At 62.3% G+C, this 23322-nt stretch carries 24 protein-coding genes and 2 tRNA genes; 12 read left to right on the top strand and 14 right to left on the bottom strand.

What is annotated here, in order from left to right:
- Nucleotides 1–17 precede the first annotated feature (17 nt).
- The 4 genes from NCR98_RS03685 to NCR98_RS03670 all read left to right on the top strand — a co-directional run bounded on the left by NCR98_RS03685 (nucleotide 18) and on the right by NCR98_RS03670 (nucleotide 2308).
- Nucleotides 18–1208 (top strand): MFS transporter, encoded by a 1191-nt coding sequence (locus tag NCR98_RS03685; protein WP_250492020.1) that lies wholly within the window; start codon nucleotides 18–20, stop codon nucleotides 1206–1208.
- A gap of 44 nt (nucleotides 1209–1252) precedes the next feature.
- A tRNA-Ser gene (locus NCR98_RS03680) sits at nucleotides 1253–1342 on the top strand.
- Nucleotides 1315–1566: a hypothetical protein gene (locus tag NCR98_RS03675; RefSeq protein WP_250525537.1), complete on the top strand. Its 252-nt coding sequence runs from the start codon at nucleotides 1315–1317 to the stop codon at nucleotides 1564–1566. Before NCR98_RS03680 ends, NCR98_RS03675 begins: the two co-directional genes overlap by 28 nt.
- Before the next feature lie 469 nt (nucleotides 1567–2035).
- On the top strand, nucleotides 2036–2308 hold the full coding sequence (locus NCR98_RS03670; RefSeq protein WP_250463694.1) for a hypothetical protein: 273 nt from the start codon (nucleotides 2036–2038) through the stop codon (nucleotides 2306–2308).
- On the opposite strand, the gene NCR98_RS03665 is transcribed toward NCR98_RS03670, so the two are convergent.
- Nucleotides 2309–2464: a hypothetical protein gene (locus NCR98_RS03665; protein ID WP_244827345.1), complete on the bottom strand. Its 156-nt coding sequence runs from the start codon at nucleotides 2462–2464 to the stop codon at nucleotides 2309–2311.
- 145 nt (nucleotides 2465–2609) lie between these two features.
- Here NCR98_RS03665 and NCR98_RS03660 point away from each other — a divergent pair, with 145 nt between their 5' ends.
- Nucleotides 2610–3095, top strand: a complete 486-nt coding sequence (locus tag NCR98_RS03660; RefSeq protein WP_250508699.1) for a TonB family protein — start codon at nucleotides 2610–2612, stop codon at nucleotides 3093–3095.
- Nucleotides 3096–3353: 258 nt separating this feature from the next.
- Nucleotides 3354–4658, top strand: a complete 1305-nt coding sequence (locus tag NCR98_RS03655; RefSeq protein ID WP_244827343.1) for an MFS transporter — start codon at nucleotides 3354–3356, stop codon at nucleotides 4656–4658.
- A 34-nt stretch (nucleotides 4659–4692) separates the two neighbouring features.
- Here the strand turns inward: NCR98_RS03655 and NCR98_RS03650 are convergent, their stop codons facing one another.
- Nucleotides 4693–5844, bottom strand: a complete 1152-nt coding sequence (locus tag NCR98_RS03650; protein WP_250525536.1) for an OpgC domain-containing protein — start codon at nucleotides 5842–5844, stop codon at nucleotides 4693–4695.
- 252 nt (nucleotides 5845–6096) lie between these two features.
- Here NCR98_RS03650 and NCR98_RS03645 point away from each other — a divergent pair, with 252 nt between their 5' ends.
- Both NCR98_RS03645 and NCR98_RS03640 read left to right on the top strand, forming a co-directional pair.
- Nucleotides 6097–6276 carry a hypothetical protein gene (locus tag NCR98_RS03645; RefSeq protein WP_250525535.1) on the top strand — a complete coding sequence of 60 codons (180 nt, stop codon included), beginning with the start codon at nucleotides 6097–6099 and terminating at the stop codon, nucleotides 6274–6276.
- A 257-nt stretch (nucleotides 6277–6533) separates the two neighbouring features.
- Entirely contained in the window at nucleotides 6534–7910 is a 1377-nt protein-coding gene (locus NCR98_RS03640; RefSeq protein ID WP_250525534.1) for a chloride channel protein, read from the top strand.
- A 17-nt stretch (nucleotides 7911–7927) separates the two neighbouring features.
- On the opposite strand, the gene NCR98_RS03635 is transcribed toward NCR98_RS03640, so the two are convergent.
- The 6 genes from NCR98_RS03635 to map form a co-directional block, all read right to left on the bottom strand.
- Nucleotides 7928–8236, bottom strand: coding sequence for a YXWGXW repeat-containing protein (locus NCR98_RS03635; protein WP_250491967.1), 309 nt, complete (start codon nucleotides 8234–8236; stop codon nucleotides 7928–7930).
- Nucleotides 8237–8504: 268 nt separating this feature from the next.
- Nucleotides 8505–8759, bottom strand: coding sequence for a cell division topological specificity factor MinE (minE, locus tag NCR98_RS03630; protein WP_244827338.1), 255 nt, complete (start codon nucleotides 8757–8759; stop codon nucleotides 8505–8507).
- Nucleotides 8760–8768: 9 nt separating this feature from the next.
- Complete coding sequence (gene minD, locus NCR98_RS03625; RefSeq protein ID WP_244827337.1) at nucleotides 8769–9584, bottom strand: septum site-determining protein MinD; 816 nt, start codon at nucleotides 9582–9584, stop codon at nucleotides 8769–8771.
- A 79-nt stretch (nucleotides 9585–9663) separates the two neighbouring features.
- On the bottom strand, nucleotides 9664–10446 hold the full coding sequence (gene minC / locus NCR98_RS03620; protein WP_244827336.1) for a septum site-determining protein MinC: 783 nt from the start codon (nucleotides 10444–10446) through the stop codon (nucleotides 9664–9666).
- 118 nt (nucleotides 10447–10564) lie between these two features.
- A complete protein-coding gene (locus NCR98_RS03615) occupies nucleotides 10565–11089 on the bottom strand; it encodes a GNAT family N-acetyltransferase (protein WP_250525533.1) in 525 nt (174 codons plus the stop codon).
- A gap of 217 nt (nucleotides 11090–11306) precedes the next feature.
- Nucleotides 11307–12089: a type I methionyl aminopeptidase gene (map, locus tag NCR98_RS03610; protein WP_244827981.1), complete on the bottom strand. Its 783-nt coding sequence runs from the start codon at nucleotides 12087–12089 to the stop codon at nucleotides 11307–11309.
- 244 nt (nucleotides 12090–12333) lie between these two features.
- On the opposite strand from map, the gene NCR98_RS03605 reads away from it, so the two are divergent.
- On the top strand, nucleotides 12334–12711 hold the full coding sequence (locus NCR98_RS03605; protein WP_244827334.1) for a hypothetical protein: 378 nt from the start codon (nucleotides 12334–12336) through the stop codon (nucleotides 12709–12711).
- A 98-nt stretch (nucleotides 12712–12809) separates the two neighbouring features.
- Here the strand turns inward: NCR98_RS03605 and NCR98_RS03600 are convergent.
- The 3 genes from NCR98_RS03600 to NCR98_RS03590 all read right to left on the bottom strand — a co-directional run bounded on the left by NCR98_RS03600 (nucleotide 12810) and on the right by NCR98_RS03590 (nucleotide 15871).
- A tRNA-Ser gene (locus NCR98_RS03600) sits at nucleotides 12810–12900 on the bottom strand.
- Nucleotides 12901–13020: 120 nt separating this feature from the next.
- The gene (gene serS, locus NCR98_RS03595; RefSeq protein ID WP_250525532.1) at nucleotides 13021–14319 is read right to left on the bottom strand and encodes a serine--tRNA ligase; all 1299 of its coding nucleotides are present in this window, start codon (nucleotides 14317–14319) and stop codon (nucleotides 13021–13023) included.
- Between the two features lie 235 nt (nucleotides 14320–14554).
- Complete coding sequence (locus tag NCR98_RS03590) at nucleotides 14555–15871, bottom strand: replication-associated recombination protein A (protein WP_250525531.1); 1317 nt, start codon at nucleotides 15869–15871, stop codon at nucleotides 14555–14557.
- A 186-nt stretch (nucleotides 15872–16057) separates the two neighbouring features.
- On the opposite strand from NCR98_RS03590, the gene cytX reads away from it, so the two are divergent.
- Nucleotides 16058–17362 (top strand): putative hydroxymethylpyrimidine transporter CytX, encoded by a 1305-nt coding sequence (gene cytX / locus NCR98_RS03585; RefSeq protein WP_250525530.1) that lies wholly within the window; start codon nucleotides 16058–16060, stop codon nucleotides 17360–17362.
- 13 nt (nucleotides 17363–17375) lie between these two features.
- On the opposite strand, the gene speB is transcribed toward cytX, so the two are convergent.
- Nucleotides 17376–18365 (bottom strand): agmatinase, encoded by a 990-nt coding sequence (gene speB, locus NCR98_RS03580; RefSeq protein ID WP_250525529.1) that lies wholly within the window; start codon nucleotides 18363–18365, stop codon nucleotides 17376–17378.
- 117 nt (nucleotides 18366–18482) lie between these two features.
- Here speB and NCR98_RS03575 point away from each other — a divergent pair, with 117 nt between their 5' ends.
- Nucleotides 18483–19397 carry a LysR family transcriptional regulator gene (locus tag NCR98_RS03575; protein ID WP_250525528.1) on the top strand — a complete coding sequence of 305 codons (915 nt, stop codon included), beginning with the start codon at nucleotides 18483–18485 and terminating at the stop codon, nucleotides 19395–19397.
- A gap of 194 nt (nucleotides 19398–19591) precedes the next feature.
- Complete coding sequence (locus NCR98_RS03570) at nucleotides 19592–20017, top strand: hypothetical protein (RefSeq protein ID WP_250463660.1); 426 nt, start codon at nucleotides 19592–19594, stop codon at nucleotides 20015–20017.
- A 15-nt stretch (nucleotides 20018–20032) separates the two neighbouring features.
- Here the strand turns inward: NCR98_RS03570 and lolA are convergent, their stop codons facing one another.
- Nucleotides 20033–20704 carry an outer membrane lipoprotein chaperone LolA gene (gene lolA / locus NCR98_RS03565; RefSeq protein ID WP_244827327.1) on the bottom strand — a complete coding sequence of 224 codons (672 nt, stop codon included), beginning with the start codon at nucleotides 20702–20704 and terminating at the stop codon, nucleotides 20033–20035.
- A gap of 32 nt (nucleotides 20705–20736) precedes the next feature.
- Nucleotides 20737–23046, bottom strand: a complete 2310-nt coding sequence (locus tag NCR98_RS03560) for a DNA translocase FtsK (protein ID WP_250525527.1) — start codon at nucleotides 23044–23046, stop codon at nucleotides 20737–20739.
- Nucleotides 23047–23322: the final 276 nt, after the last annotated feature.

The raw sequence follows: 23322 nt of genomic DNA, 5'->3' as shown, positions 1-23322 counted from the left end.
TGGGATCGGACTCGGTGATGCGGCATCGTCCGTTTGCGCTTTTCTGGAGCGCGCGGGTGATGTCGTCGGTGGCATTTCAGATGATGTCGGTGGCGATCGGATGGCAGGTTTATTCGATCACGCATAGCGCGTTCGCGCTCGGGCTTGTCGGACTCGCGCAATTCCTTCCGATGTTCGTGCTCACGCTTGTCGTCGGCCATGTGGCGGATCGTTACGACAGGCGCACGATCGCTTGGGTTTGTCAGGGCATCGAGGGCGTCGCGGCGCTCTGTCTGTGCGCGGGCGCGTGGCATGGCTGGCAAAGCGTTGCGCCCATTTACGCGATTGCGGCGATCACGGGCGCGGCGCGCGCGTTCGAATCGCCATCGATGGCGGCGTTGCTGCCCAATCTCGTCCAGCGTTCGCAATTGCAGCACGCGACGGCGTGGTCCACCTCGGCAAATCAGACGGCGCAGATTCTCGGCCCGGCGATGGGCGGCCTCCTCTACGGCCTCGGCGCGTTGACGGTGTATGGCGCGGTAGCCGTCGCGTTTCTCGGCGCGGCGTTTGCCGTGGCGGCGATCAGGATCGATGAAGCTGTCCGCATGCGCGCGCCGCTGTCGTTCGAGGCGCTGTTTTCGGGCATCGCCTTCATCCGCAAGAAGCCGGTGATCCTTGGCGCGTTGTCGCTCGATTTGTTCGCGGTGCTGCTCGGCGGCGCGACCGCCCTCTTGCCGGTGTTCGCGCGCGACATCCTGCATACCGGACCTTGGGGCTTGGGTGTCTTGCGCGCGGCGCCGGCCGTGGGTGCGCTTACCGGCTCGATCTGGCTGGCGCATTTTCCGTTGCGGCAGCGTGCGGGCACGGCGCTTTTCGGTGGTGTGATTGCGTTCGGCATTGCGACGATCGTGTTCGGCTTGTCGCGCAACATTTATTTGTCGCTGGTGGCGCTCGCGGCGCTGGGCGCATCGGATGTGATCAGCGTGGTCGTGCGCATGTCGCTCGTGCAGTTGCAGACGCCCGATGAGATGCGCGGACGCGTCGGCGCGATCAATTCATTGTTCATCGGGACGTCGAATCAGCTCGGCGAATTCGAATCGGGGATGACTGCGGGCTTGTTCGGCGCGGTGCCGGCGGTGTTGATCGGCGGACTCGGAACGATTGCCGTGGCGCTTCTATGGATGCAACTATTTCCCGCCTTGAAAGCGACGCGTTCGCTCGAAGGCTGATGGTTCCGAAGCGCGTTTGAGTGCGCTACAATACGCGCCTTGCTGGAGGTGTGGCCGAGCGGTTTAAGGCACCGGTCTTGAAAACCGGCGAAGGAGTGATCCTTCCGTGAGTTCGAATCTCACCGCCTCCGCCAGCGCGATCTCTAAAAGCCCCGTAATTTCTGAATTACGGGGCTTTTTGTTTTTTGGCGCGCAATTGATTCATCAGCAAGCGAGAACAGCGAGATTCTCTTTCGATCATGACGAACTGGTTGCACCGACGCCGGGGAATCAAGAAATTCGAGCATCCAGAACTGCTTACCAGTCGGCATGCTCTAGCGTGCTATCGATCTTGGTTCATGGAGAAGCGCGCGTTTGATCGAGCCGCATGATCCAACACTGAAAGATCGACCAATAAGGCTTCGCGAAGGCGAATTCCCTGTGAAACCGCACGAAACATGGCCAACTCGCCGCACTGGGTAACAAAAGCTTAAAACGAGACAACCGTCCGATACGGCTGCATGCCCAAGAGCAACAATCAATCGGATTCCTCCGATATATGAGGCATCGCCCGATCCCTATCCTTGACCTTGCTTCCTCGTCGCGTTAAACGCCTTTTCGCGATAAGGAAGCCGTTCGAAGTGTTTGACCTCGCCTCGCGCGAGGTCTTTTTTTGCCTACCGCGCACGTGCACTTGCAAACGGCAACGAGCGCCCAAACCCTATCTGCCACAATCCGCATGAACAAGGCGGCTTAATTACCATCTAACCGCCTCATCGATCGATAAAGCGGAGACAAGCCTGATGAAGCCAAGCCGTATCGCGCAAGTAACTTTGGGTTGCATCGCCATGACAGGCATAACAGCGCATGCACAGCCGCAATCCAACACTCAATGGCGTCAGGCAGAAACCTCGTTTTTCGATCTGATTCAAAACGGCTACGGGATCGTAGCCGTGACGAGCATCGCCGAACGCGCGTCCGGTTTGCCTGCGGATACTTACGTGCTGCAGAAAAACAATAGCGTTTTTCGTTGCGTCGAAACGCGCGCCGCCGAGCCAGAAACAACGAGAACCGCCGCGCCATTGCGCTGTGCGGAACTCGTCAAACCCTTCGTGGATTGATCAACCTACCGGCGCTTCGCCCTCGCCCGTTTCCTTTCCTGGGCGATCGTTTGGCGACTGCTTGCGGCCTTCGTCATCGCGTTCGGGCAGCTTGCTCTTCTCGTTGTCGCTGTGTTCGGCGGGTTGTGCTTCGGCCGGCTTCGCTTCGCTAGTCATGGCTCCTCCTTTTTGCCTTGGGTGTAAGCATCGTCAGCAAATCCTGCGCCTGTAAGAAGCGCATCCAAAAGCGCACGCAGAATCGCAAACACTGCGGCGCCGACACGGGCTACCATCGATCCATCGTCATCAGATGCTACTCGCGATGCCTAAAGCACCGATTCCGCCGTCAGCCACGCTCGTCGCCATCGTGCTTGCCGCGACATTGGCCGCCTGCACGATCACGCCGCCACCGAGCGTCATCGAAGCACGCTCCGCCGCAACCGCACCGTCTCGCGCATCGCTTGGCGACTACAAGGAGCGCGTCGCGCAACGTATCCTCGAACGCAATCCGTCGTACGTGCTGAAGGGCACGCCGCAAGCCATGCTGCGCTCGTTCGTGCTGGTGTCCTTTACCGTGGATCGCAACGGGCGCGTCGTCAATTCGTCGGTGTATCGCACCAACGGCGACGACGAAGCCGAAGCCACCGCGCTCGCCTCGCTGCGGCGCTCGTCGCCATTGCCCGTGCCGCCCGCACGCCTCCTGAACGGCAACGGCCAGCTCGAACTCTTCGAAGGCTGGATGTTCAACGACGACGGCCACTTCCAGTTGCAAACGTCGCATTCGCCACAAGCAACGACCATCGATTGATTGGCGCTCGCGCGGCACGCTCGTTATAATTTTTGACATCCCGGCCGGGCCCGCTTCCGGCATGGCTTTCAGACCGCGCCTACCCCTCGCGTCCGTTGAAAGTCTTTGTCCGGTTCGCGCTCTACTCCTGCGAGCCGCTCGACCGTTTTACCGCCCACCCCAACAAGCGTCTTGCGTGCGCTCTTACGCCTTGCTCGCCCATCGAGCAGGAATGCGCCACCATAAGCACCACAAAAGCGACACGACAACGGAGACACCATGTCATCACCCACGCTTTCCGCCGCCAAGCCAGGCGACGGCGCCCAAAGCACCTCGCGCGTGATCTTCGCGAGCTTCATCGGCACCGCGATCGAGTTCTACGATTTCTACGTCTATGCGACAGCCGCCGCGCTCGTCATCGGGCCGGTGTTCTTTCCACACGGATCGCCGGCCGCGCAAGCGCTTTCGGCTTTCGTCACGTTCGGCATTGCGTTCGTCGCGCGGCCTATCGGCTCGTTCATCTTCGGGCACTTCGGCGATCGCGTCGGACGCAAATCGACGCTCGTCGCGTCGCTGCTCGTCATGGGCATTTCAACGACGCTCATCGGCTTTGTGCCCGGCTACGATTCCATCGGCAGTCTTGCGCCCGTGCTCCTGTGCATCCTGCGCTTTGGGCAAGGCATCGGGCTCGGCGGCGAATGGGGCGGCGCGGCGCTACTTGCAACGGAATACGCGCCCAAGGGCAAGCGAGGCCTCTTCGGCATGTTCCCGCAGCTCGGGCCGTCAATCGGCTTTCTTGCTTCCAACGGCCTGTTCTTCGGCCTCGCGCTCTCACTCTCCGACGAACAGTTCCGCAGTTGGGGCTGGCGCGTGCCGTTCATCGTGAGCGCGGTGCTCGTCGGGCTCGGGCTTTACGTGCGCCTGAAAATCGCGGAGACGCCCGCATTCCGCACTGCCGTCGAGCGTCACGAGCGCGTGCGCGTTCCCATCGCCACGCTGCTCGGCCGTTATCTTGCGCCGACCTTGCTCGGCGCCTTCGCGATGGTCGTCTGCTACACGCTCTTCTACATCTCGACGGTCTTCTCGCTGTCGTACGGCGTCTCCACGCTGCATTTCTCGCGCGAAAAATTCCTCGGTCTCTTGTGTTTTGCCGTGCTGTTCATGGCAATTGCGACGCCGATCTCGGCCATCGCCAGCGACCGCTTCGGCAGACGGCCCGTGTTGATCGTCGGCTGTCTCGCGGCGATTCTCTCCGGCTTCGCAATGCTGCCTCTGCTCGGCAGCGGCAACACGGTCTACGTCGCGCTCTTTCTGACCATTGAATTGTTCTTGATGGGCGTGACTTTCGCGCCGATGGGCGCGCTCCTGCCCGAGCTGTTCCCGACGAGCGTGCGCTACACCGGCGCGGGCGTCGCGTACAACTTGGGTGGCATTCTGGGCGCATCGGTCGCGCCTTATATCGCGCAATTGCTCGCAAATCGCGGCGGACTGTCGTGGGTCGGCGGGTACGTATCGGCGGCGGCGGCGGTGAGCCTCATCGCCGTGCTGTGCATGCGCGAGACGCGCGACATCGCACTTGAATAGCGTTCGAATGACTTCGATGGCGATACCGGCGCGTTCAGCGATCGCGCTGGTTCACCGCATGTGCGGGCACCGGCTGGCCCTTGATGAGCGGCACGCGCTTGCGTTCCCGTTCGACGCGCGTGCGCTTGCGCTCGGCCCAGAAGTGTGCGAGCCATAGGAGCGTGCCGACAGCGAGCGCATCGGCGGCGAGACCGCCAATCCACTGATAGTGCGTCATGCCGATGGCGCGCAACGCCGAATCCAGCACGAGCGACACACACGTGCCCGCGATGAAGCACACGAGCCCTTGCTGCCCGATGGTCACCACGCCCGGCAATTTAGCCGCGAGCGCCTTGATCCATCCCGCGTAGACCGCGCGTGCGATCACCCATGCAACGGCGGCGAAACTCACGATACGCAACGTCGCCAGGTTCTGCTTGAGGTATCCCGGCGGCGCTTGCGTTTCCAGGAAGAGCTTGAAGAATGCGAAGGTCAGCGCGACCGCGATCGCTCCGCACGTCAGCCAACGCGCAGTACGGCTTGCGTGGAAGTCGTTGCTGACAGGCTGCACGCGCGCAAGGATGCCCATCACGAACATGAGCTGCCACGCGAATGGATTGAACGACCACGCTTCGGCGTAGGTCGAGGGCAGCGCGCGCGCCAAGGGAAGAGCGGCGAGCCACACGAGCAGACTGCCGAACATGGCGATAACGGGCTTCCTCTCGGCGAGCGGAACCACGAAAGGCACCGCGAGAGCGAAGATGGAGTACATCGGCAAGACTGACGAAAGATACGGCTGCTGGCGCAAGGTCGTGATGTCGAACAAGAGCCCGACCGGACGCGCGAGGAACGTCGGCCATTCGGTGTACCGCAGCATCGGCGAATCGATCTTGAGGAGCATCAGCAATGCGCCGCCGATCAACATGAGAACCGCGGTCAGCAGATAGGCGCGATAGATCTCCCAGCTGCGCTTGAAAAAGCGTCGGCGGGCGGCTTGTGCACTACGGCGAGTCGCAAGCGCCGTGTATGCCGCCGCCGACGCATAACCGCCGAGGAAGACGAATACTTCCGCGGAATCGCAGAACGCGTATTGATGCAGCGTAAAGTGCGACAGCACGCTTCCCGATATATGGTCGACCGCGATAATGAGCAGCACGACGCCTCGAAAGAAATCGACTTCGAGAGAACGTTGGGTCGGGGAACTCATTGGACGAATGCTCCACGCACTGCGGTCGGGCGCGCGGCCAACATGGCGTTCGCGCGCATACGGGGTTTGTACCTAGCCTTAAAAGAAAATTCCCTGAATCAACGCGTATTTAAATTAACACTTGAAGACAGTCGGGAAGCTGGCGGCAAAATGACTATTTTGTTGGGTGTTGCAGTAACTATGCCAATACCTAATACTCGATAAAACGCCGGTCGCGGGAAGGAATGCCGTTTCAATCGACAGGAGGCTGAAATGCGTTTTCATCTGCAGAGTTCGCATCTCGTCGTGGTCATCGCACTGGCCTTGGTGACGGCCTTGCTCCTCGCGATGAAGTTCCGGCCGCTCACATGGCGCGGCGTCGTTTGCGAGGCGCTCATTGCGAATATCGGAGCCATCGGCGCGGTGATCGCTTTCGAGATGCTTACCGGCTGAAAACGTGTCCAGTTTTCGACTGACCAAGATTTTTCAAGCCGATTGAACTTTCGTCACGGGCAAAAGTCTTTTCAGGAGTGCCGTGCATGCGCGGCAACCTTCTCCTCTCCGCTCCCGTTATCGGGAGCGTTTCTTGGGCGCCTGGCGAAAGCCTCGCGCCTGTTCTTTTTTCTGGCTCCGGGGTCTGCTTCGTCAGGCGTAACCTGCCGCATGCTTGGGACGCTCGCTATACTCTGCCCTTTGGCCGAAGCGACCGCATGATCCGAGCGCTACGTTCTCTTTCTCTTCGCACCGCGCGACGCACACGCGGCCTGTGGCGTCGCTACGGTATCTTCTGGCTTGGCGCAATCGCCGTCGGACTGATCGCCGTCTACTATGCGCGGCTGATCGACTGGGGCTACGGACTTTTTCTCGATGCGCGCGCCGCGCACGCCTGGCTGCCGCTCGTCATCACACCGGCCGCCGCCGCGCTATGCGTTTTCGTCACGCGCAGGTTCTTTCGCGGCTCGGAAGGCAGCGGCATCCCGCAGGTCATCGCCGTACTCAACAGTCCGACTTCGGAAGCCGGCGGACGGCTGCTTACGCTCAGGATTCTCGCGAGCAAGATTGCCGTATCGTTCATCGCGATTCTGGGCGGCTTCACCATCGGCCGTGAAGGTCCGACCGTGCAAGTCGGCGCGGCGCTCATGTTCAACATGCGGCGCTTCTACCCGCGCTCGAACTCGCTGATCGAACGGCAACTCGTGCTGGCGGGCGCGGCGGCCGGTCTGTCGGCGGCGTTCAACACGCCGCTCGCGGGCATCGTCTTCGCCATCGAGGAGCTCACGCGCAGCTTCGAAGTGCGCACGAGCGGCGTGCTGATCACGGGCATCATCATCGCGGGGATCGTGGCGCTCGGGCTCAACGGCAACTACACGTATTTCGGCACCATCGACGTCGGCACGCACTTTTCGAACATGCTGGCCGTCGCGGTGATCGTGACCGCCGTCGTCACGGGCACGGCGGGCGGCGTCTTTTGCTGGCTCCTTCTGAACACGTCGAGGTGGATTCCCGCGCCCTTGCGGCATTTGCATGCGTCGCGGCCGGTCGTGTTCGCCGCGCTGTGCGGACTGGTCATCGCGATCGTCGGGCTCGTGTCGGGCGGCACGACCTTCGGCAGCGGCTATGCGGAAGCGCGCGGTCTGCTCGAAGGCCGCGAACATCTTTCGGTGTTCTACCCGCTATTGAAAATGATCTCGATGATCGGTTCGTATCTGCCGGGCATTCCGGGCGGCATCTTCGCGCCGTCGCTGTCGATTGGCGCGGGCTTCGGCAACGTGTTGCATCTGCTGTTCGGACAGATGTCGCTGCCCATGATGATCGCGCTCGCGATGGTCGGCTATCTTGCGGCCGTGACGCAATCGCCGATTACGGCGTTCGTCATCGTGATGGAGATGATCAACGGCCACGCGCTCGTCATCTCGCTGATGGCGACCGCGCTGGTGTCGAGCCGCGTGTCGCGCTTGTTCGCGCCGCCTTTATACGAGGCGCTGTCCGAGCGCTATATGGCGCCGTTGCCACAACCGGCGGCCTCGCCCGAGGTGCCGGAAAGAGACGAGGCCGTCGTCGAGAAAGACGCGGCCCCGCAAAAGTAATCAGCCTTAGGCGCCGATCAGTCCCAATGCCCTGCCACATAGCGATGCTGGCCGTGATCTTCCACCCAAACGGCCGGCACCCAGTGATGGCCGACGTGCTCGGCTTCCCAATGGCCCCCCGCCCAGACGTAGTGGCCGTGTTCCCAGTTCCAGTGACCCTGATCCCACACGTAACCCGCGCGTGCGGGCGGCACCGGCTCATGGCGCGGCGCGGGCGGCGCGCTAGGCGCCACGATCACGATTTCGGCCGATGCCGCGGTCACGGTGAGCGCGCCAGCGACGATAAGCGCGGATGAAGCGAGCAAATGGCGAACGGAAGTTTTCATGCTTGGACCTCGTATTCCAGGACATTGAACGCGCCGGGTGGCGCGGATTTTCATGTCGGCAACGCAACCTTGCTGCCGATGTCCGTTCAATGCGCGACGTGGTCAAAAGGAAGACAAACGTCTGATTACGAGATGACCGAAGTGCAACCGAATATTGATGAAAGCCACGCGCATTTGAAGCCGCGCGCAAACGATAACGTCGCCATGAAAAAAGCCAGGATCGCCCGATCCTGGCTTCATACGTTCATCTCGATACACAAGCCCGGCGTTATGCCGGCGGTATCTCGATCTTCACTTCCAGCACTTCGAGATCGTCCTGACGTTCGAGGCTCACTCGAATATCGTCGTCAGTAATCTTCACGTACTTCGAAATCACCGCAACGAGTTCCCGTTGCAACGCCGGCAGGTAATCGGCGGCGGCTTTGCCACCCGCGCGCTCGTGCGCAATGATCAACTGCAAGCGTTCCTTCGCGACCGCAGCGGACTTTTTCTTCTCGCCCAGCAAAAACGAAAGAATCGACATTGCGTCCCCTTACTTGGTGCCGAAGATACGTTGCAGCAGCCCTGGCTTTTGATAATCCGTGAAGCGCAGCGCCTTTTCCTCGCCGAGAAAACGCGACACCACGTCCTTGTACGATTCCGCAACGTCGGTGCCGTCCAAATGCACCGCGGGCAAGCCCTGGTTCGATGCATGCAGCACCGCTTCCGACTCCGGAATCACGCCGATCAGCTCGATCCGCAAGATCTCCTGGATGTCGTTCAACGACAGCATCTCACCTTCGGAGACGCGCTTCGGGTTGTAGCGCGTGATCAGCAGATGCTCCTTGACCGGGTCCTTGCCTTCGATCGCGCGCTTGGTCTTCGAAGCGAGAATGCCGAGGATACGGTCCGAGTCGCGCACGGACGACACTTCCGGGTTCGTCACGATAAGCGCTTCGTCCGCGAAGTGCATGGCCATGAGCGCTCCCGACTCGATACCCGCCGGCGAGTCGCAAATGATGTACTCGAAGTCCATCTTGCTCAGTTCGTCGATCACCTTCTCCACGCCTTCGAGCGTGAGCGCGTCCTTGTCACGCGTCTGAGACGCCGGAAGGATGTAAAGGTTCTCGAGCTTCTTGTCCTTGATGAGCGCCTGATGCAGGTTCGCCTCGCCCTGGATCACATTGATGAGGTCGTACACCACGCGGCGTTCGCAACCCATGATGAGGTCGAGGTTGCGCAGACCGACGTCGAAGTCGATCACGGCCGTCTTGTGGCCGCGCAATGCGAGCGCCGATGCGAAGCTCGCGCTGGTGGTCGTCTTGCCGACGCCGCCCTTCCCCGAAGTCACCACAATGATTTTTGCCATACAAGTACCTTGTGTTCGTCAAATAGGTCCGTCGCGTTGCTTAATCGAGCGCGCGCCAAGGGGCATCGGGCGCGCGGCGTCAGGTCAGCCGCAGCGGTTCGATCATCAGTTTTTCTTCGTCCAGCCAGATCTGCACCGGCTTGCTCTGTACATCGGGCGAGAGCGGGTTCTCGGTCGTCCGGTAGATTCCCGCGATGGAGATGAGTTCCGGTTCGAGACAAGTGCAGAAGATCCGCGCGTCGTGATTGCCGTGCACGCCTGCGAGCGCGCGGCCTCGCAATGGCGCATAGATATGGATATTGCCTTCCGCGATGACCTCGGCGCCGTACGACACGAGCCCGAGCACGATGAGATCGCCCTTCGCGTAGACCTGCTGACCCGAGCGCAACGGCCGGTCGATGATGGTCGACGGCTGCGGCAGCGCGGGCGGCGGCGTGATGGCGACTGCTGCTTCGATCGCCGCGGCGGCCTCGACGTTAGGCTTGGCCTCATCGACCGAAGGCTTCGGCGCGCCACGCCGGTCGCGCGCCTCGAGGACCGGCAAGCCGCCCTCGCTTGCCCATTGAATTGCCCAGCGCTGCACCGGCAACGCGACGATGCCCACGGGCCGCATGCGCACGCTCTTCAGAAGCGTCTCGAGCTCCGCGAGCGAGACGCGCTCGCCTTCGCCGCCTTCGGCTTTCTCGGCGAGCCGGCGCACGTCGATGGCGACCACGTCGCCCGCGAAGAATTCGGGAGTCGCCTCGAAGCGCCGCGTGAGTTCAGTGCGCAGGGCATCGAGGTCTGGAGTCTTGACGACGAAGTAGAGCGTGTCGACGGAGCCGCTGCGCAGTTCGAAGAAGGGCGTTTTGTTGAGCGACATAGGAACGGCCAAAATTTTTGCGTATTTTACAGGCGTGTGGGCGCGCGGCCATACTTTTTACGGCCCGTTTCAGCTATCGGAAACGATGAGTACGCGCGAAGGAAGGGTGAAGCGAGACTTACGCGCCGGTCTCGCGCTGAACGTGGCGCACGTAGAGCAGTTCGTGCTCCTGTTCGTGCGACGACATCGTGCGGCGATCGCCCGTGGGGCCGAAGCCCAGACGTTCGTAGAAGCGCATTGCGGTGCGGTTTTCGTCGGCGATCCACGCATGCACTTCCGATGCGCCCTGCGCCGCGAGCCAGTGCGACGCGGCGTTCACGAGCAACTCGCCGCCACGCAGGTGGCGCACTGCCGGCGCGACCCAGAGCGCCGCCACGAAGGCCCGCGCCGATCCGGCTTCCTCGACATACGCATGCACGAGCCCGCAGGGATGCCCTTCCGTGTAGAGCAGGAAGGTCGCGACGCGAGGCGAATGCGCGTGCTCGGTGGCGGTGTCGTCGAACGATTGCGGTTCGACGCGCAGCGCATCTTCCAGCGTCTCGCCGAACGCATAGGGCGCTTCGCGCAGCGACGACGTGCGCAGCTCGCGCAATACCGCGCCCTGTTGCGAGGCGATTCGGTTGACGGTCAGTGAGGGACTCATGCGGGGCTCATGCAGGCAAATTCTCTCTGGCTCTCTGGCTTCTCTGCCTCGAAGGCGCTCGGGCCTTTCCGGTATTCGGGCCATTCGCGTAGCTTCAACCGAACGGGCGTACCCGTCAATTCTTTCTTCTCGGATAGTGCTTTACAGCGCACATGCAGACGCGCTCTCGCCGCTTACGCACCATCACGGCGCGCGCAAACGGTACTCGCGCGCTTCTTTACGGCGCGGCGTAGGCGCCTACGCCATCCGGCCAGGGCGTAAGCAACTCGAAGCCGTCTTCCGTTACCGCGACCATGTGTTCCCACTGCGCTGACAGCGAGCGGTCCTTCGTGGTCACCGTCCAGCCGTCGCGCGACTGCTGCGTGGCGGGACGGCCCGCGTTGATCATGGGCTCGATGGTGAAGACGAGGCCGGCCTTAAGCCGCAGGCCCGCGCCGCGCTGGCCGTAATGCAGCACTTGCGGATCTTCGTGATACACGCGGCCGATGCCGTGACCGCAGTACTCGCGCACCACCGAAAAGCCTTCCCGGTGCGCGACCGTCTGGATTGCGTGGCCGACGTCGCCGAGCGTCGCGCCCGGACGCACTTCGCGGATGCCCGCGACCATGGCTTCGTAGGTGGTTTCGGTGAGGCGCCGCGCTTCCTTGTTCGGCGTGCCGGCGTAGTACATGCGGCTCGTGTCGCCGAAGTAGCCGTCCTTGATGATCGCCACGTCGATATTGATGATGTCGCCGTCTTTCAGTTCTTTCGGGCCGGGAATGCCGTGACAGACGACATGATTCACCGACGTGCAGACCGTCTTCGGAAAGCCCATGTAGCCGACGTTCGCCGGCACGGCCTTCAGTTCATCGACGATGAAGCGGTTGCAGATGGCGTCGAGTTCGTCCGTGGTGACGCCGGGGCGCACGTGTTCCCCGATCATGGCGAGGACTTCGGCGGCCATGCGGCCGGATATGCGTAACTTCTCGATGTCAGCGGGTGTCTTGAGCGTAATGGCCATTGGCAGATGTGTTCGTCGCGCCTGCGTGCGTGGCGCGAGAAACGCCGCTTGGGGCGCGCCGTGCACGAGGACATTGGGGCCGATGATAGCACTCTCGTGCGGCCCTCTCTCTTTGGAAAGGCGCATGCGTGCTGCGTTTCGTGGCGACACCGGGCGTTTGCGATCGCGCCATGCGGTCTTGTGATCGATGCGCGATTGTGGTCTAGTGACCCGCATTCGCACTTGAGAACCCGAGCCTGAAGATATGAACCTGCATCGCCTGAATGCTGCTCGTGCCGTTTATTCCGTCTATGCCGTTTGTACCGTTACCGCGGTCTTGTCCGTGCTGGCTGCCTGCAGTTCGACGAGTGGCCCGGAGCTGAGAGCGTCGAAGCCCGTGATTCATGTTTCATCGGCGCGGCGTGCGTCGGATATATCGGGCTGTCTCGAAGGCAGGTTGCCTTCGGTGCAGACGGTGCGCAATCAAGGAACGACGGAGCTCGTCGTCGGACCGAACGCGTGGCTCGTGACCTTGACGCCATCGGCGTATGGAACAGAGGTGAAGGTGCAGCGATCCGTGGATGACTACAGCGGGTTGCCGGAGCCCGAACTGAGGTTCGATGTGGCGCGATGCACGACTTGATGCACGACGTGATGCCGAAGTGATGCGAAGGCCTTGAACGAAACCGGGCCCTCAACGAAAAACCCCGCAAGTCTCACGACTTGCGGGGTTTAGTATCTTGGCGGAAAGGGTGGGATTCGAACCCACGGTACAGCAAAACTGTACACTGGATTTCGAGTCCAGCGCATTCGACCACTCTGCCACCTTTCCGTCTACCAGACTGGGCCTTAAAGGCTTTGCCGGCCTTCGCGAAGCGGGTCGTTGCCAAGCGAAGAACGAAAGTATAACGAAGTCGTTCGAGCTTTCCAAGACCCTTTTTAAAAATAAACGTCAGACCACGGCCGGCGCCTCGATACGCTCCGCGCCACGCATGTAAGGGCGCAAAACCGCGGGAATGGTCACCGAGCCGTCCGCGTTCTGGAAATTTTCCAGCACGGCAACCAGCGTGCGTCCCACCGCGAGACCCGAGCCGTTGAGCGTATGCACGAACTCCGGCTTGCCTTGCGCATTGCGAAAGCGCGCCTGCATGCGTCGCGCCTGGAAGGCCTCGGTATTCGAGCAGCTCGAAATCTCGCGATAAGTGTTTTGCGCCGGCAACCACACTTCGAGGTCGAAGGTCTTCGCCGCCGAAAAGCCCATGTCGCCCGTGCAAAGCGTGATCACGCGATACGGCAATTCGAGCTTCTGCAGAATGGTTTCGGCCTGCCCGACCATCTCGTCGAGCGCGGCGTACGAGTGCTCGGGTGCGACGACCTGCACCATCTCAACCTTATCGAATTGATGCTGGCGAATCAGGCCGCGCGTGTCGCGTCCATATGAACCCGCCTCGGAACGGAAGCACGGCGAATGCGCCGTCAGCTTCACCGGCAGCGCGCTCGCTTCGAGGATGCTGTCGCGCACGGTGTTCGTGAGTGAAATCTCCGAGGTGGAGATGAGGTACTGCGTGACCGTGTTTTCGTCGCCACCCTTCTCGACGCGGAACATGTCGTCGGCGAATTTGGGCAACTGTCCGGTGCCGTAGAGAATCTCAGGATTCACGATGTACGGTGTGTACGCTTCTGTATAGCCGTGCTGTTCGGTGTGTGTGTCGATCATGAACTGCGCGAGCGCGCGATGCAGCCGCGCAATAGGCCCGCGCAAGAGCGTGAAGCGCGCGCCCGAAAGCTTTGCGCCGGTTTCGAAATCGAGGCCGAGCGGCGCGCCGACATCGACGTGATCCTTGACCTCGAAATCGAACGCGCGCGGTGAACCCCAGCGGCGCAGTTCGACGTTCTGCTTCTCGTCGTTGCCCACAGGCACGCTTTCGTGAGGCAGATTCGGCACGGTCAGCATCAGGTCCGACAGACGCTTCTGCACGTTTTCGAGTTGCGTCGCCGATGCCTTCATCGTGTCGCCGATGCCGCCTACTTCCGCCATCACCGCCGACGTGTCCTCGCCCCGGCCTTTCATCGCGCCGATTTGTTTGGACAGGCTATTGCGGCGCGCCTGAAGTTCTTCGGTGCGGGTCTGGATGTCGCGTCGCTCGGCTTCGAGCGCGACGAAGGCGGCAACGTCGAGCGTGTAGCCTCGGTCGGCGAGGCGCTTCGCGACGCCGTCCAGGTCTTTACGGAGGTGTTGAATGTCGAGCATGTCGGGGATGCTTTTGTTAAGTATTCGAAAACGACGATTTTAGCGCACGCATCGGGCGCGGCCGTGGCTGGCGTTCAGGCGATCATGCACCGCCGATTTTTTGCGGCAAGGCGCGCCGCCAGTAGCTGTGAAGTCTAACGCACCGGTTACGGCCGGCGCGTGCCGCTTCGATTCGCTCGATGAAACAGGCGGGCGGTGCGAGTGAAACGAAGCACCCGCCAGCGTGCAACACCCCTTACCGCTTCTTCTCATCCTTGTGCTCGCGCCGCCAGGCTTCGTCGAGTTCCGCGAGACGCGACAGCTTGTCGCCGATCTTGCCTTCCAGCCCGCGCGGCGTCGGCGCATACCAGTGCGGGTCGCGCATGCCGTCCGGCAGATAGGTTTCACCGGCGGCATAGGCGTCCGGTTCGTCGTGCGCGTAGCGATACTCGTGGCCGTAGCCGAGCTCCTTCATCAACTTCGTCGGCGCGTTGCGCAGATGCACCGGCACGCCGCGAGACTGATCCTTGCCGACGAAGCGCCGTGCCTCGTTATACGCGTTGTAGCCCGCGTTCGATTTCGGCGCGACCGCCAGATAAATGAGCGCCTGCCCGAGCGCCAGTTCGCCCTCGGGCGAGCCGAGCCGCTCGTAAGTTTCGGCGGCATCGAGCGCGATGCGCGCGCCACGCGGATCGGCAAGACCGATATCTTCCCAGGCCATCCGGACGATGCGCCGCGCCAGATAACGCGCGTCCGCGCCGCCGTCGATCATGCGGCAAAACCAGTACAGCGCGGCGTCCGGATTGCTGCCGCGCACCGACTTGTGCAGCGCGCTGATCTGGTCGTAGAACGCGTCGCCGCCTTTGTCGAAACGGCGCAGATTTTCGGCGAGCGCGCTGCCGAGCAACGCGCCATCCACGTGCGTCTGCTTCTGCTGCGCGGCCGCGCGTGCGACGATTTCCAGGTTATTCAGGAGCTTGCGGCCGTCGCCATTGGCGGAACCGATCAGCGCGTCGCGCGATTCGTCGGTGAAGGTCAGGCCGCCGAGTTCAGTGCTTGCGCGCTCCAGCAGTTCTTTCAACTCGTCGGCGTCCAGGCTTTTCAGCACGTAGACGGCGGCCCGCGACAACAGCGCGCTATTCACTTCGAACGACGGATTCTCGGTCGTCGCGCCGACGAACACGAACAGGCCCGACTCCACGTGCGGCAAGAACGCGTCCTGCTGGCTCTTGTTGAAGCGATGCACTTCATCGACGAACACGAGCGTCTGGCGCCCGTTCGCGCGATGAATCTGCGCCGTCTCGACCGCCTCGCGGATATCCTTCACGCCCGAGAGCACCGCCGAAAGCGAGATGAACTCGGCGTTGAAGGCAGCGGCCATGAGGCGCGCGAGCGTGGTCTTGCCGACGCCGGGCGGGCCCCAGAGGATCATCGAATGCGCCTCGCCCGATTCGAACGCGACGCGCAGCGGCTTCGCCTGACCGAGCAGATGCTTCTGCCCGATCACGTCGTCGATGGTGCGGGGGCGCAGGCGTTCCGCGAGCGGGACGGTGCCACGGTTTTCTTCGAACATGTGCTTGCTGAGTGAGGTGAGGCGCCGACGGCCGGGTCACCGGACGCATTCTTGCCTATGCCGAACGGCAGAGCTAGCGCATTGCTCCGCGTGGCCGCAAAATCCGGGTCATTATGACAGCCGATGCTCGCGCGCGAGCGACGGCTTCGGACAAACCGCGAACAGACAAGATAAGGATCAAATCCGATGCAGCAAGAGGACACGTCGACTTACGCCCCGCTCATTCCCGTGCCGCCCGAACGGCGCGCCTTCGGCACCAGCGACGCCTTCGCGCTGTGGTTCTCGCTCGGCATCGGCCTGCTGGTCGCGCAGGCGGGCGCGCTGCTCGTGCCGGGTCTGTCGCTGCCGCACGCACTCGTGGCAATCGTCATCGGCACGGTGATCGGCGTGGTGCTGCTCGCGCTCGCGGGCGTGGTCGGCGCGGACACGGGGCTCGCCGCCATGTCCTCGCTGCGCCCGACGCTCGGTGTGCGCGGCGCGTCGGTGCCTGCCGTGCTTAACGCCATTCAACTGGTCGGCTGGGGCTCGTTCGAAATCATCGTCATGCGCGATTCCGCGGACGCGCTCGCCAAACAATCTTTCAATCTGTCGATGCCGCTCGTCTGGACCGTGATCTTCGGCGTGCTCGCCACGCTGCTCGCGGTGAGCGGTCCGCTGTCCTTCGTGCGGCGCTTTCTGCGTACCTGGGGCATCTGGCTTTTGCTCGCGGGCGCGGGCTGGCTCACGTGGAATCTGCTGGCCAAGCAGGATCTGGCCGCGCTGCTGGCGCGTCCTGGCACCGGCGAGCTGGCGTTCGGCGCGGGGATCGATCTGGTCGTTGCCATGCCGCTTTCGTGGCTGCCGCTGATTGCCGATTACACGCGCTTTTCTCGCAGCGCGGGCGGCTCGTTTCGCGGCACGCTGCTCGGCTACGGCATCGCGAACCTGTGGTTCTACGCGCTCGGCGCGGTGTACGGGCTGGCCGCGGGCGGCGGCGATGCGCTCCTCACCATCGCGCTCGCGCAGGCGGGTGGCGGCATTGCGCTGCTCCTGATTCTCATCGATGAAATCGACAACGCCTTCGCCGATATCCACTCCGCCGCCGTATCGACGGGCACGTTCTGGGCGCGCGTGAGCGTACCCGTGCTTTCCGCCGCGTTCGGCGCGCTCTGCACGCTGGTCGCGCTCGCCGTCGCCATGGGCAAGTATCAGAACTTCCTGCTGCTGATCGGTTCGGTGTTCGCGCCGCTCTTCGGCGTGGTGCTGGCCGATCACTTCATCGTGAGAAAGCGCCGCGTCGATCTCGCCGCGCTCGGCCAGTCCGTCGGCCGCTATGGCTATTCGGGCGGCTGGCACGTGAGCGCCTTTGTCGCGTGGGCGATCGGAATCGCGGCCTATCACGCGATCAACCAGTGGCTGCCGAATCTGGGCGCGACATTGCCATCGCTTGCGTTGGGCGCCGTCTGCTACTTGCTGCTGGTTTCGACGCGGCGGGCGGCGTTGGCTTCGTAACGTCTCGCCCGATTCACGCGCGCCGCTCGACGCCCGGAAACACGCACAACAATTCGAACGCGAGATTCGCCCCGAGCAGCGCCGTGGTTCCGAACGGATCGTACGGCGGCGCAACCTCCACCAAATCCGCCCCGACGATATTCAAGCCCCACGCGCCGCGCACGATCTCCAGCGCCTGCGGCACCGTCAGACCCGCGATTTCCGGCGTGCCGGTTCCGGGCGCGAACGCCGGATCGATGCCATCGATGTCGAAGGTGATATACACCGGCCCGTCGCCCATTTGTTCGCGCACTTCGGCCATCAGCGGCGCGAGCGACTTGTTCCAGCACTCCTCCGTCTGCACGACGCGAAAGCCCTGTTCGCGGCACCAGTCGAAATCGCTCGCCTCGTAGCCTGTGCCGCGCAGGCCGATCTGCACGACGCGCCCACAATCGAGCAAGCCCTCTTCCACCGCGCGGCGAAACGGCGTGCCGTGCGCGATCTTCTCGCCGAACATGGTGTCGTTGACGTCGGCGTGAGCGTCGATGTGAATGAGCCCGACCTTGCCGTGCTTCGCGTGGATCGCCCGCAGAATCGGCAACGCGATGGTGTGATCGCCGCCAAGCGTGATCGGCTTGCAATCGTGCGCGAGGATCTCGCCATATGCGCGCTCGATGCGGTCGATCGAATCCAGCAGGTTGTACGGATTGATCGCGACATCGCCGATATCGGCCACGCGCAGCGAGTCGAACGGCGCGGCGCGCGTCGCCATGTTGTAAGGGCGCAGCAGCACCGATTCGCTGCGCACCTGACGCGGGCCGAAACGCGCGCCCGTGCGATTCGACGTACCGAGGTCGAACGGCACGCCGACGAAACACACGTCGAGACCGGCGGCCGTCGGCACGTTCGGCAGACGCATCATCGTGGTGATGCCGCCGCAGCGCGGCATCTGATTGCCGGAAAGCGGTTGCGGACGTTCGGCGTTGAAGTGTTCGGCAGGTGTAAAGAGCGAAAACGTATTCATGGTGTCAAATGTTTCCGTTGAGCCAAAGATGGCGTATTAGTACCCGCTTTTGACCCAAGCTAAAATGGCGACGAAAACAACTTCACATCGATTCCAATCGATGTATAGGCAGCGCGCGTGTTCACTCATCTTTCCGACCTGGATTTGCGGCTCATACGCGTGTTTCTCGCCATCGTCGATGCAGGCGGCGTTTCCTCCGCGCAGGCCACGCTCAATGTTGGCCAGTCGACCATCAGCACGCAACTCGCGACGCTCGAAACGCGCCTCGGCTACCGGCTTTGCGAGCGCGGACGCGGCGGTTTCGCACTCACTTCGCGCGGCGAGCAATTCGTCGATGCATGCAGAGCGTTGCTCGCCGCTGTCGAAACGTTCGATTCCACCGCGCGCCATGTCGGCCGAAAACTCGTCGGCACGCTGACGCTCGGGATGATCGGCAACACGCCGGTGAGCGCGAATGCGCGCATCAGCGAGGCGATCGCGCGCTTCCGGCAGCGCGACGAATCGGTGCGCCTATCCGTGCTCGTCCGCTCGCCAGGCGAACTCGAGGAAATGCTGCTTGCCGGCCGCATTCAGATGGCGATCGGCTACTTCTGGCATCGCGTGCCGTCGCTCGAATACACGCAGATCTTTGCCGAAGATCAGTTCGCGTACTGCGCGCGCGAGCATCCGCTTTTTGCACACGCAGGCAATGTGAGTCCGGACGATGCCGCCGATCATGCGTGGGCGTGGCGCAGCTATCCGCTGCCCGAAGCAGGCGCGCTCACGCCGCGCACTATCGGCGCGGTCGCGGACAACATGGAAGCCGTCGCCATGCTCGTGTTATCCGGGCGGCATCTCGGTTATCTGCCGGAGCATTTCGCCGCGCCTTATGTGAAAGACGGCTTGCTCGCCGCGTTGAATCCCGAGTTCATGCGTTATCGCGTGGCGTTTCACATGGTCGTGCGCGCCGAGCGTGGACGCGGCTCGCGCAATGCGAAGAACGATATCGTCGATGCATTCATCGAGGACATGACCGTCGCTCACACTGCTTAGACGCAGCTAAATAAGCAGTACGCATGCTTATTCGACAAGCATCGATTTCCGCGAGCAATTAGCAAAAGCCAATCACTCGACCGACACGATTTCTCCTAATATCCAAGCTAATCGCGTTATCTCAAAAATAAGCCGAATGATCGGATTTGCTTAATCACGTCACGCGAAACACGGACTTTTCAACGGGGGAAAAGATGGACCAAGCAAAGCTGAGAGAAACACGCCGGGTGGGATTGGCAGCGGCGCTCGCCGTGATGAGCGCCTATGCGGTATCCGCCCCGGTGTACACGATGCCCGGTGGCACGATCACATTCCGGGGCGCGCTGGTGGCGCCGCCGTTCGGCGTATCGACATCGACGGCGGCAACGTCCGCAACTTTTTCGGCGACGAACCATGCGAGCGACCAGACGGTCTCGGTGCACTTCACGCCGCCGCCAACCGACGCGCCGAACGCACGCGTCGCCATTGCCGGCAGCGTGTACGCGCGCTTCGCCGATGGCGCTGGACGTCAGACCGCACGCGGCAGCGATGGCACGTTTCACGTCGGCGCGACAGGCGGCGTGCTGTCCATGTCGGCGCCATCGACAGCGCTCGTGACGGTCGTCACCGACTATCAATAAGCCGGGCGCCCAACCTTACCCGTTGATCACGTCCGCGCCCTTCGGCACGTTGAACTTGAAGGTATCGCTCTTGATCGGCGGGTTCTTCTGAATGTTCGAGAACGTAAGAAGCGTGACGTTGCCGAACACGTCGTGCAGTTCCATGGCTTGCAGATTGCCGTCCTTGAAGCCGATGCCCACGCGTTCGAACTGCGTGTCCTTCGCTCTAGGCGTGAGTTCCAGCCAGTCGATGCCGCCCTTCTCGCCCGCATCGCGCGAGGTGAAGTTCTTGTCGAGGTCGTTGCTGCCGAAAAGGATGGCGGCGGGGCTTGCGCCAAGCGCGCCGCCAAGCGTGCGAACGGTGACCTGGTTCAAGTCCTTGTCATAGACGTAGAGCTTGTCGCCGTCCGCCTGCAAAACCTGCGAGTACGGCTTTTCATACGACCAGATGAACTTGCCCGGCCGCGCGAACATGAATGTGCCGCTGGAGGTCACGCCCTTGGTCGGCGTAGTCGTGGAGCTTGCGCCGTTATTGACCTTGCCTGGCGCCTTGACTTCCTGTTGCGTGAATTCGCCGCGTGCCGCGTGGACTTGCGAAACGAAGGCCTTCAGCTGCTCCGTGCCACTCGCGTACGCGTGCGATGCAAACAGCATCGACGCGGACAGCAGCGCCGCGCCGAATACCTTCTTCCCCGTGTGTTGCTTCATGCTTTTGTTCTCCATTCAAAACACGTCGGCGCTCAATCGGAATCGCGCGCCGGCGTCAGAATCTCGCGGTTGCCGTTCGACGACATCGACGAAACGAGCCCGGAGTTCTCCATCTGTTCGAGCAGCCGCGCCGCCCGGTTATAGCCAATGCGCAGATGCCGCTGCACGAGCGAGATCGAAGCGCGCTTGTTCTTGATGACCACTTCCACCGCCTGATCGTAAAGCGGGTCGGACTCGCCATCGGTCGCGCCGCCTGCGCCGGGCACGCCTTCTTCACCCTCGCCGGCCAGTCCGCCTTCGAGGATGCCTTCGATATAGTTCGGCTCGCCGTGCTCCTTGAGCTTGTCGACCACGCGATGCACTTCTTCATCCGACACGAACGCGCCATGCACGCGCACCGGCAGACCCGAGCCTGGCGGCAGATAAAGCATGTCGCCCATGCCGAGCAACGATTCCGCGCCCTGCTGATCCAGTATCGTGCGCGAATCGATCTTCGACGACACCTGGAACGCCATGCGCGTCGGCACGTTCGCCTTGATGAGGCCCGTGATGACATCGACGGACGGCCGCTGCGTCGCGAGAATCAGATGGATGCCCGCCGCGCGCGCCTTCTGCGCGATCCGCGCGATCAACTCCTCGACCTTCTTGCCGACGACCATCATCAGATCGGCCAGTTCGTCGATGACCACGACGATATGCGGCAGACGCGCGAGCGGCTCGGGTTCGTCCGGCGTGAGGCTGAACGGGTTCGGAATGGTTTCGTCGCGCTTCTTCGCTTCGTCGATCTTGCTGTTGAAGCTCGCGAGATTGCGCACGCCCATCTTGCTCATGAGCTTGTAGCGCCGCTCCATTTCCGCGACCGCCCAGTTGAGAGCGTGACCCGCCTGCCGCATGTCGGTGACGACCGGACACAGCAGATGCGGAATGCCTTCGTAGACGCTCATTTCAAGCATCTTCGGGTCGATGAGGATGAGCCGCACCTGATCCGCGCTTGCCTTGTAGAGGAGCGAAAGAATCATCGCGTTGATGCCGACGGACTTGCCCGAACCCGTGGTGCCCGCGACCAGCAAGTGCGGCATCTTGGCAAGATCGGCGCAGACCGGATTGCCGCCGATGTCCTTGCCAAGGCCCATTGTTAGCGGCGAGGCGGCGGCTGCGTAGACCTCGGAGCCGAGAATCTCGGAGAGCTTCACGGTCTGGCGGCGCTGGTTCGGCAATTCGAGCGCCATGAAATTCTTGCCCGGAATGGTTTCGACGACGCGGATGGACACGAGCGACAACGAGCGCGCCAGATCCTTCGCGAGCCCGACGATCTGGCTGCCCTTCACGCCCGTGGCCGGTTCGATCTCGTAACGCGTCACGACCGGCCCCGGATACGCCGCGACCACGCTCACTTCGACGCCGAAGTCCTTCAGCTTCTTTTCGATGAGACGCGAGGTGTATTCCAGCGTGTCGGCAGCAATGGTTTCCTGGGTTTTCGGCGGCGCGTCGAGCAACGCGAGCGGCGGCAAGGTGGAATCGCCCGGCAGGTCCTTGAACAGCGGCACCTGCTTTTCTTTCTCCGCGCGCTCGGAGCGCGGCGGCGTGGCGACCGGCGGCACGATCACGACCGGCTCGTGATCTTCCTGCTTCACGCGCGAGCGCACGACCTTGCCTTCGCGCTTGGTCGCCGCTTCCTCGCCGAGCTTGCGGTCGCGGCCCGCTTCGCGCCGGAGTTGCGCGCCGGTGATCGCGGTGAGAATGCTGTCGCCGACTTTTTCGCACACGGACAACCACGAGAAGCGGAAATAGAGCGACAGGCCGATGGCCAGCGCGATCAGCAGAAAGAGCGTCGCCCCCGTGAAGCCAAGCGCATGGGAAACATGGCGCGCGACCATGTCGCCGACCACACCGCCCGGCGCGCGCGGCAGCGGCACCTTGAGCGACCACATGCGCAACGCCTCGATGCCATCGCTTGCGAGCAGCACGAGCACGAACGCGAATGCCTCGGCGAGCCAGGTGCGATCGCGCGGGGTGTCGTCGTCGGCGAGCGCGGGTTGCGTGATGCGCCGGTAATTCGCGACGATCCGCCTCCCGAGCAGCACGACAAACCAGTACGACGAGAGCCCGAACGCGAGCAGCAGGATATCGGACGTGTTGGCGCCGACGCGCCCAGCCCAATTCGAAATGTGATCCACGCTGATGGCGTGCATCCAGCTCGGGTCTTTCCGGCTATAGGAAAGGAGCGCCATGACGAGAAACAGTCCGAGCGCAACCTGGAGAATCCAGCGAATCTCGGTGAAGAGCCGCGACATGCGGTGCGGCAGCGCCTGCGGGCTCGCGGAATAGGATGCTTTGGCCATTGATTCGGAGTCGCTTGTCGCGGCTTATAAAGTGCCGCATATAAGGTGGCCTATTGTAAACGCTGCATTGCGGTGAACGGCGCAAAAAGGCGTCCGTGCTTGCAACCTGTAACACTCGTCACACGCAAACCGTCGTGGTTTAAGCCACGATTAAGCAACGATTTTTTCGTGATTCCTGCGACGCTCGGCTATCAATCCGATTGAAAGGTTCACTCGGAAGGCTTTTGCAACGGCCTTTATAATTGATCGCTTGCACCCAACTAGAGTTCGTCGGGG

Source organism: Caballeronia sp. GAWG2-1 (assembly GCF_023631405.1).
Taxonomy (GTDB): Bacteria; Pseudomonadota; Gammaproteobacteria; order Burkholderiales; family Burkholderiaceae; genus Caballeronia.
Note: the sequence above shows the minus strand (reverse complement) of the source record. Positions and strands in the feature narration are given on the sequence as shown.

Excerpts from the sequence above, each read along its gene's own strand:
- minE (WP_244827338.1), bottom strand. The coding sequence starts at position 8,759 with ATGTCGATTCTTTCGTTTTTGCTGGGCGAGAAGAAAAAGTCCGCTGCG.
- minC (WP_244827336.1), bottom strand. The coding sequence starts at position 10,446 with ATGTCGCTCAACAAAACGCCCTTCTTCGAACTGCGCAGCGGCTCCGTC.
- NCR98_RS03665 (WP_244827345.1), bottom strand. The coding sequence starts at position 2,464 with ATGACTAGCGAAGCGAAGCCGGCCGAAGCACAACCCGCCGAACACAGC.
- NCR98_RS03670 (WP_250463694.1), top strand. The coding sequence starts at position 2,036 with ATGACAGGCATAACAGCGCATGCACAGCCGCAATCCAACACTCAATGG.
- NCR98_RS03615 (WP_250525533.1), bottom strand. The coding sequence starts at position 11,089 with ATGAGTCCCTCACTGACCGTCAACCGAATCGCCTCGCAACAGGGCGCG.
- NCR98_RS03560 (WP_250525527.1), bottom strand. The coding sequence starts at position 23,046 with ATGGCCAAAGCATCCTATTCCGCGAGCCCGCAGGCGCTGCCGCACCGC.
- NCR98_RS03605 (WP_244827334.1), top strand. The coding sequence starts at position 12,334 with ATGAACCTGCATCGCCTGAATGCTGCTCGTGCCGTTTATTCCGTCTAT.
- NCR98_RS03640 (WP_250525534.1), top strand. The coding sequence starts at position 6,534 with ATGATCCGAGCGCTACGTTCTCTTTCTCTTCGCACCGCGCGACGCACA.
- NCR98_RS03635 (WP_250491967.1), bottom strand. The coding sequence starts at position 8,236 with ATGAAAACTTCCGTTCGCCATTTGCTCGCTTCATCCGCGCTTATCGTC.
- cytX (WP_250525530.1), top strand. The coding sequence starts at position 16,058 with ATGCAGCAAGAGGACACGTCGACTTACGCCCCGCTCATTCCCGTGCCG.
- lolA (WP_244827327.1), bottom strand. The coding sequence starts at position 20,704 with ATGAAGCAACACACGGGGAAGAAGGTATTCGGCGCGGCGCTGCTGTCC.
- minD (WP_244827337.1), bottom strand. The coding sequence starts at position 9,584 with ATGGCAAAAATCATTGTGGTGACTTCGGGGAAGGGCGGCGTCGGCAAG.
- NCR98_RS03685 (WP_250492020.1), top strand. The coding sequence starts at position 18 with ATGCGGCATCGTCCGTTTGCGCTTTTCTGGAGCGCGCGGGTGATGTCG.
- NCR98_RS03655 (WP_244827343.1), top strand. The coding sequence starts at position 3,354 with ATGTCATCACCCACGCTTTCCGCCGCCAAGCCAGGCGACGGCGCCCAA.
- map (WP_244827981.1), bottom strand. The coding sequence starts at position 12,089 with ATGGCCATTACGCTCAAGACACCCGCTGACATCGAGAAGTTACGCATA.
- NCR98_RS03650 (WP_250525536.1), bottom strand. The coding sequence starts at position 5,844 with ATGAGTTCCCCGACCCAACGTTCTCTCGAAGTCGATTTCTTTCGAGGC.
- NCR98_RS03660 (WP_250508699.1), top strand. The coding sequence starts at position 2,610 with ATGCCTAAAGCACCGATTCCGCCGTCAGCCACGCTCGTCGCCATCGTG.
- speB (WP_250525529.1), bottom strand. The coding sequence starts at position 18,365 with ATGAATACGTTTTCGCTCTTTACACCTGCCGAACACTTCAACGCCGAA.
- NCR98_RS03590 (WP_250525531.1), bottom strand. The coding sequence starts at position 15,871 with ATGTTCGAAGAAAACCGTGGCACCGTCCCGCTCGCGGAACGCCTGCGC.
- NCR98_RS03570 (WP_250463660.1), top strand. The coding sequence starts at position 19,592 with ATGGACCAAGCAAAGCTGAGAGAAACACGCCGGGTGGGATTGGCAGCG.
- serS (WP_250525532.1), bottom strand. The coding sequence starts at position 14,319 with ATGCTCGACATTCAACACCTCCGTAAAGACCTGGACGGCGTCGCGAAG.
- NCR98_RS03645 (WP_250525535.1), top strand. The coding sequence starts at position 6,097 with ATGCGTTTTCATCTGCAGAGTTCGCATCTCGTCGTGGTCATCGCACTG.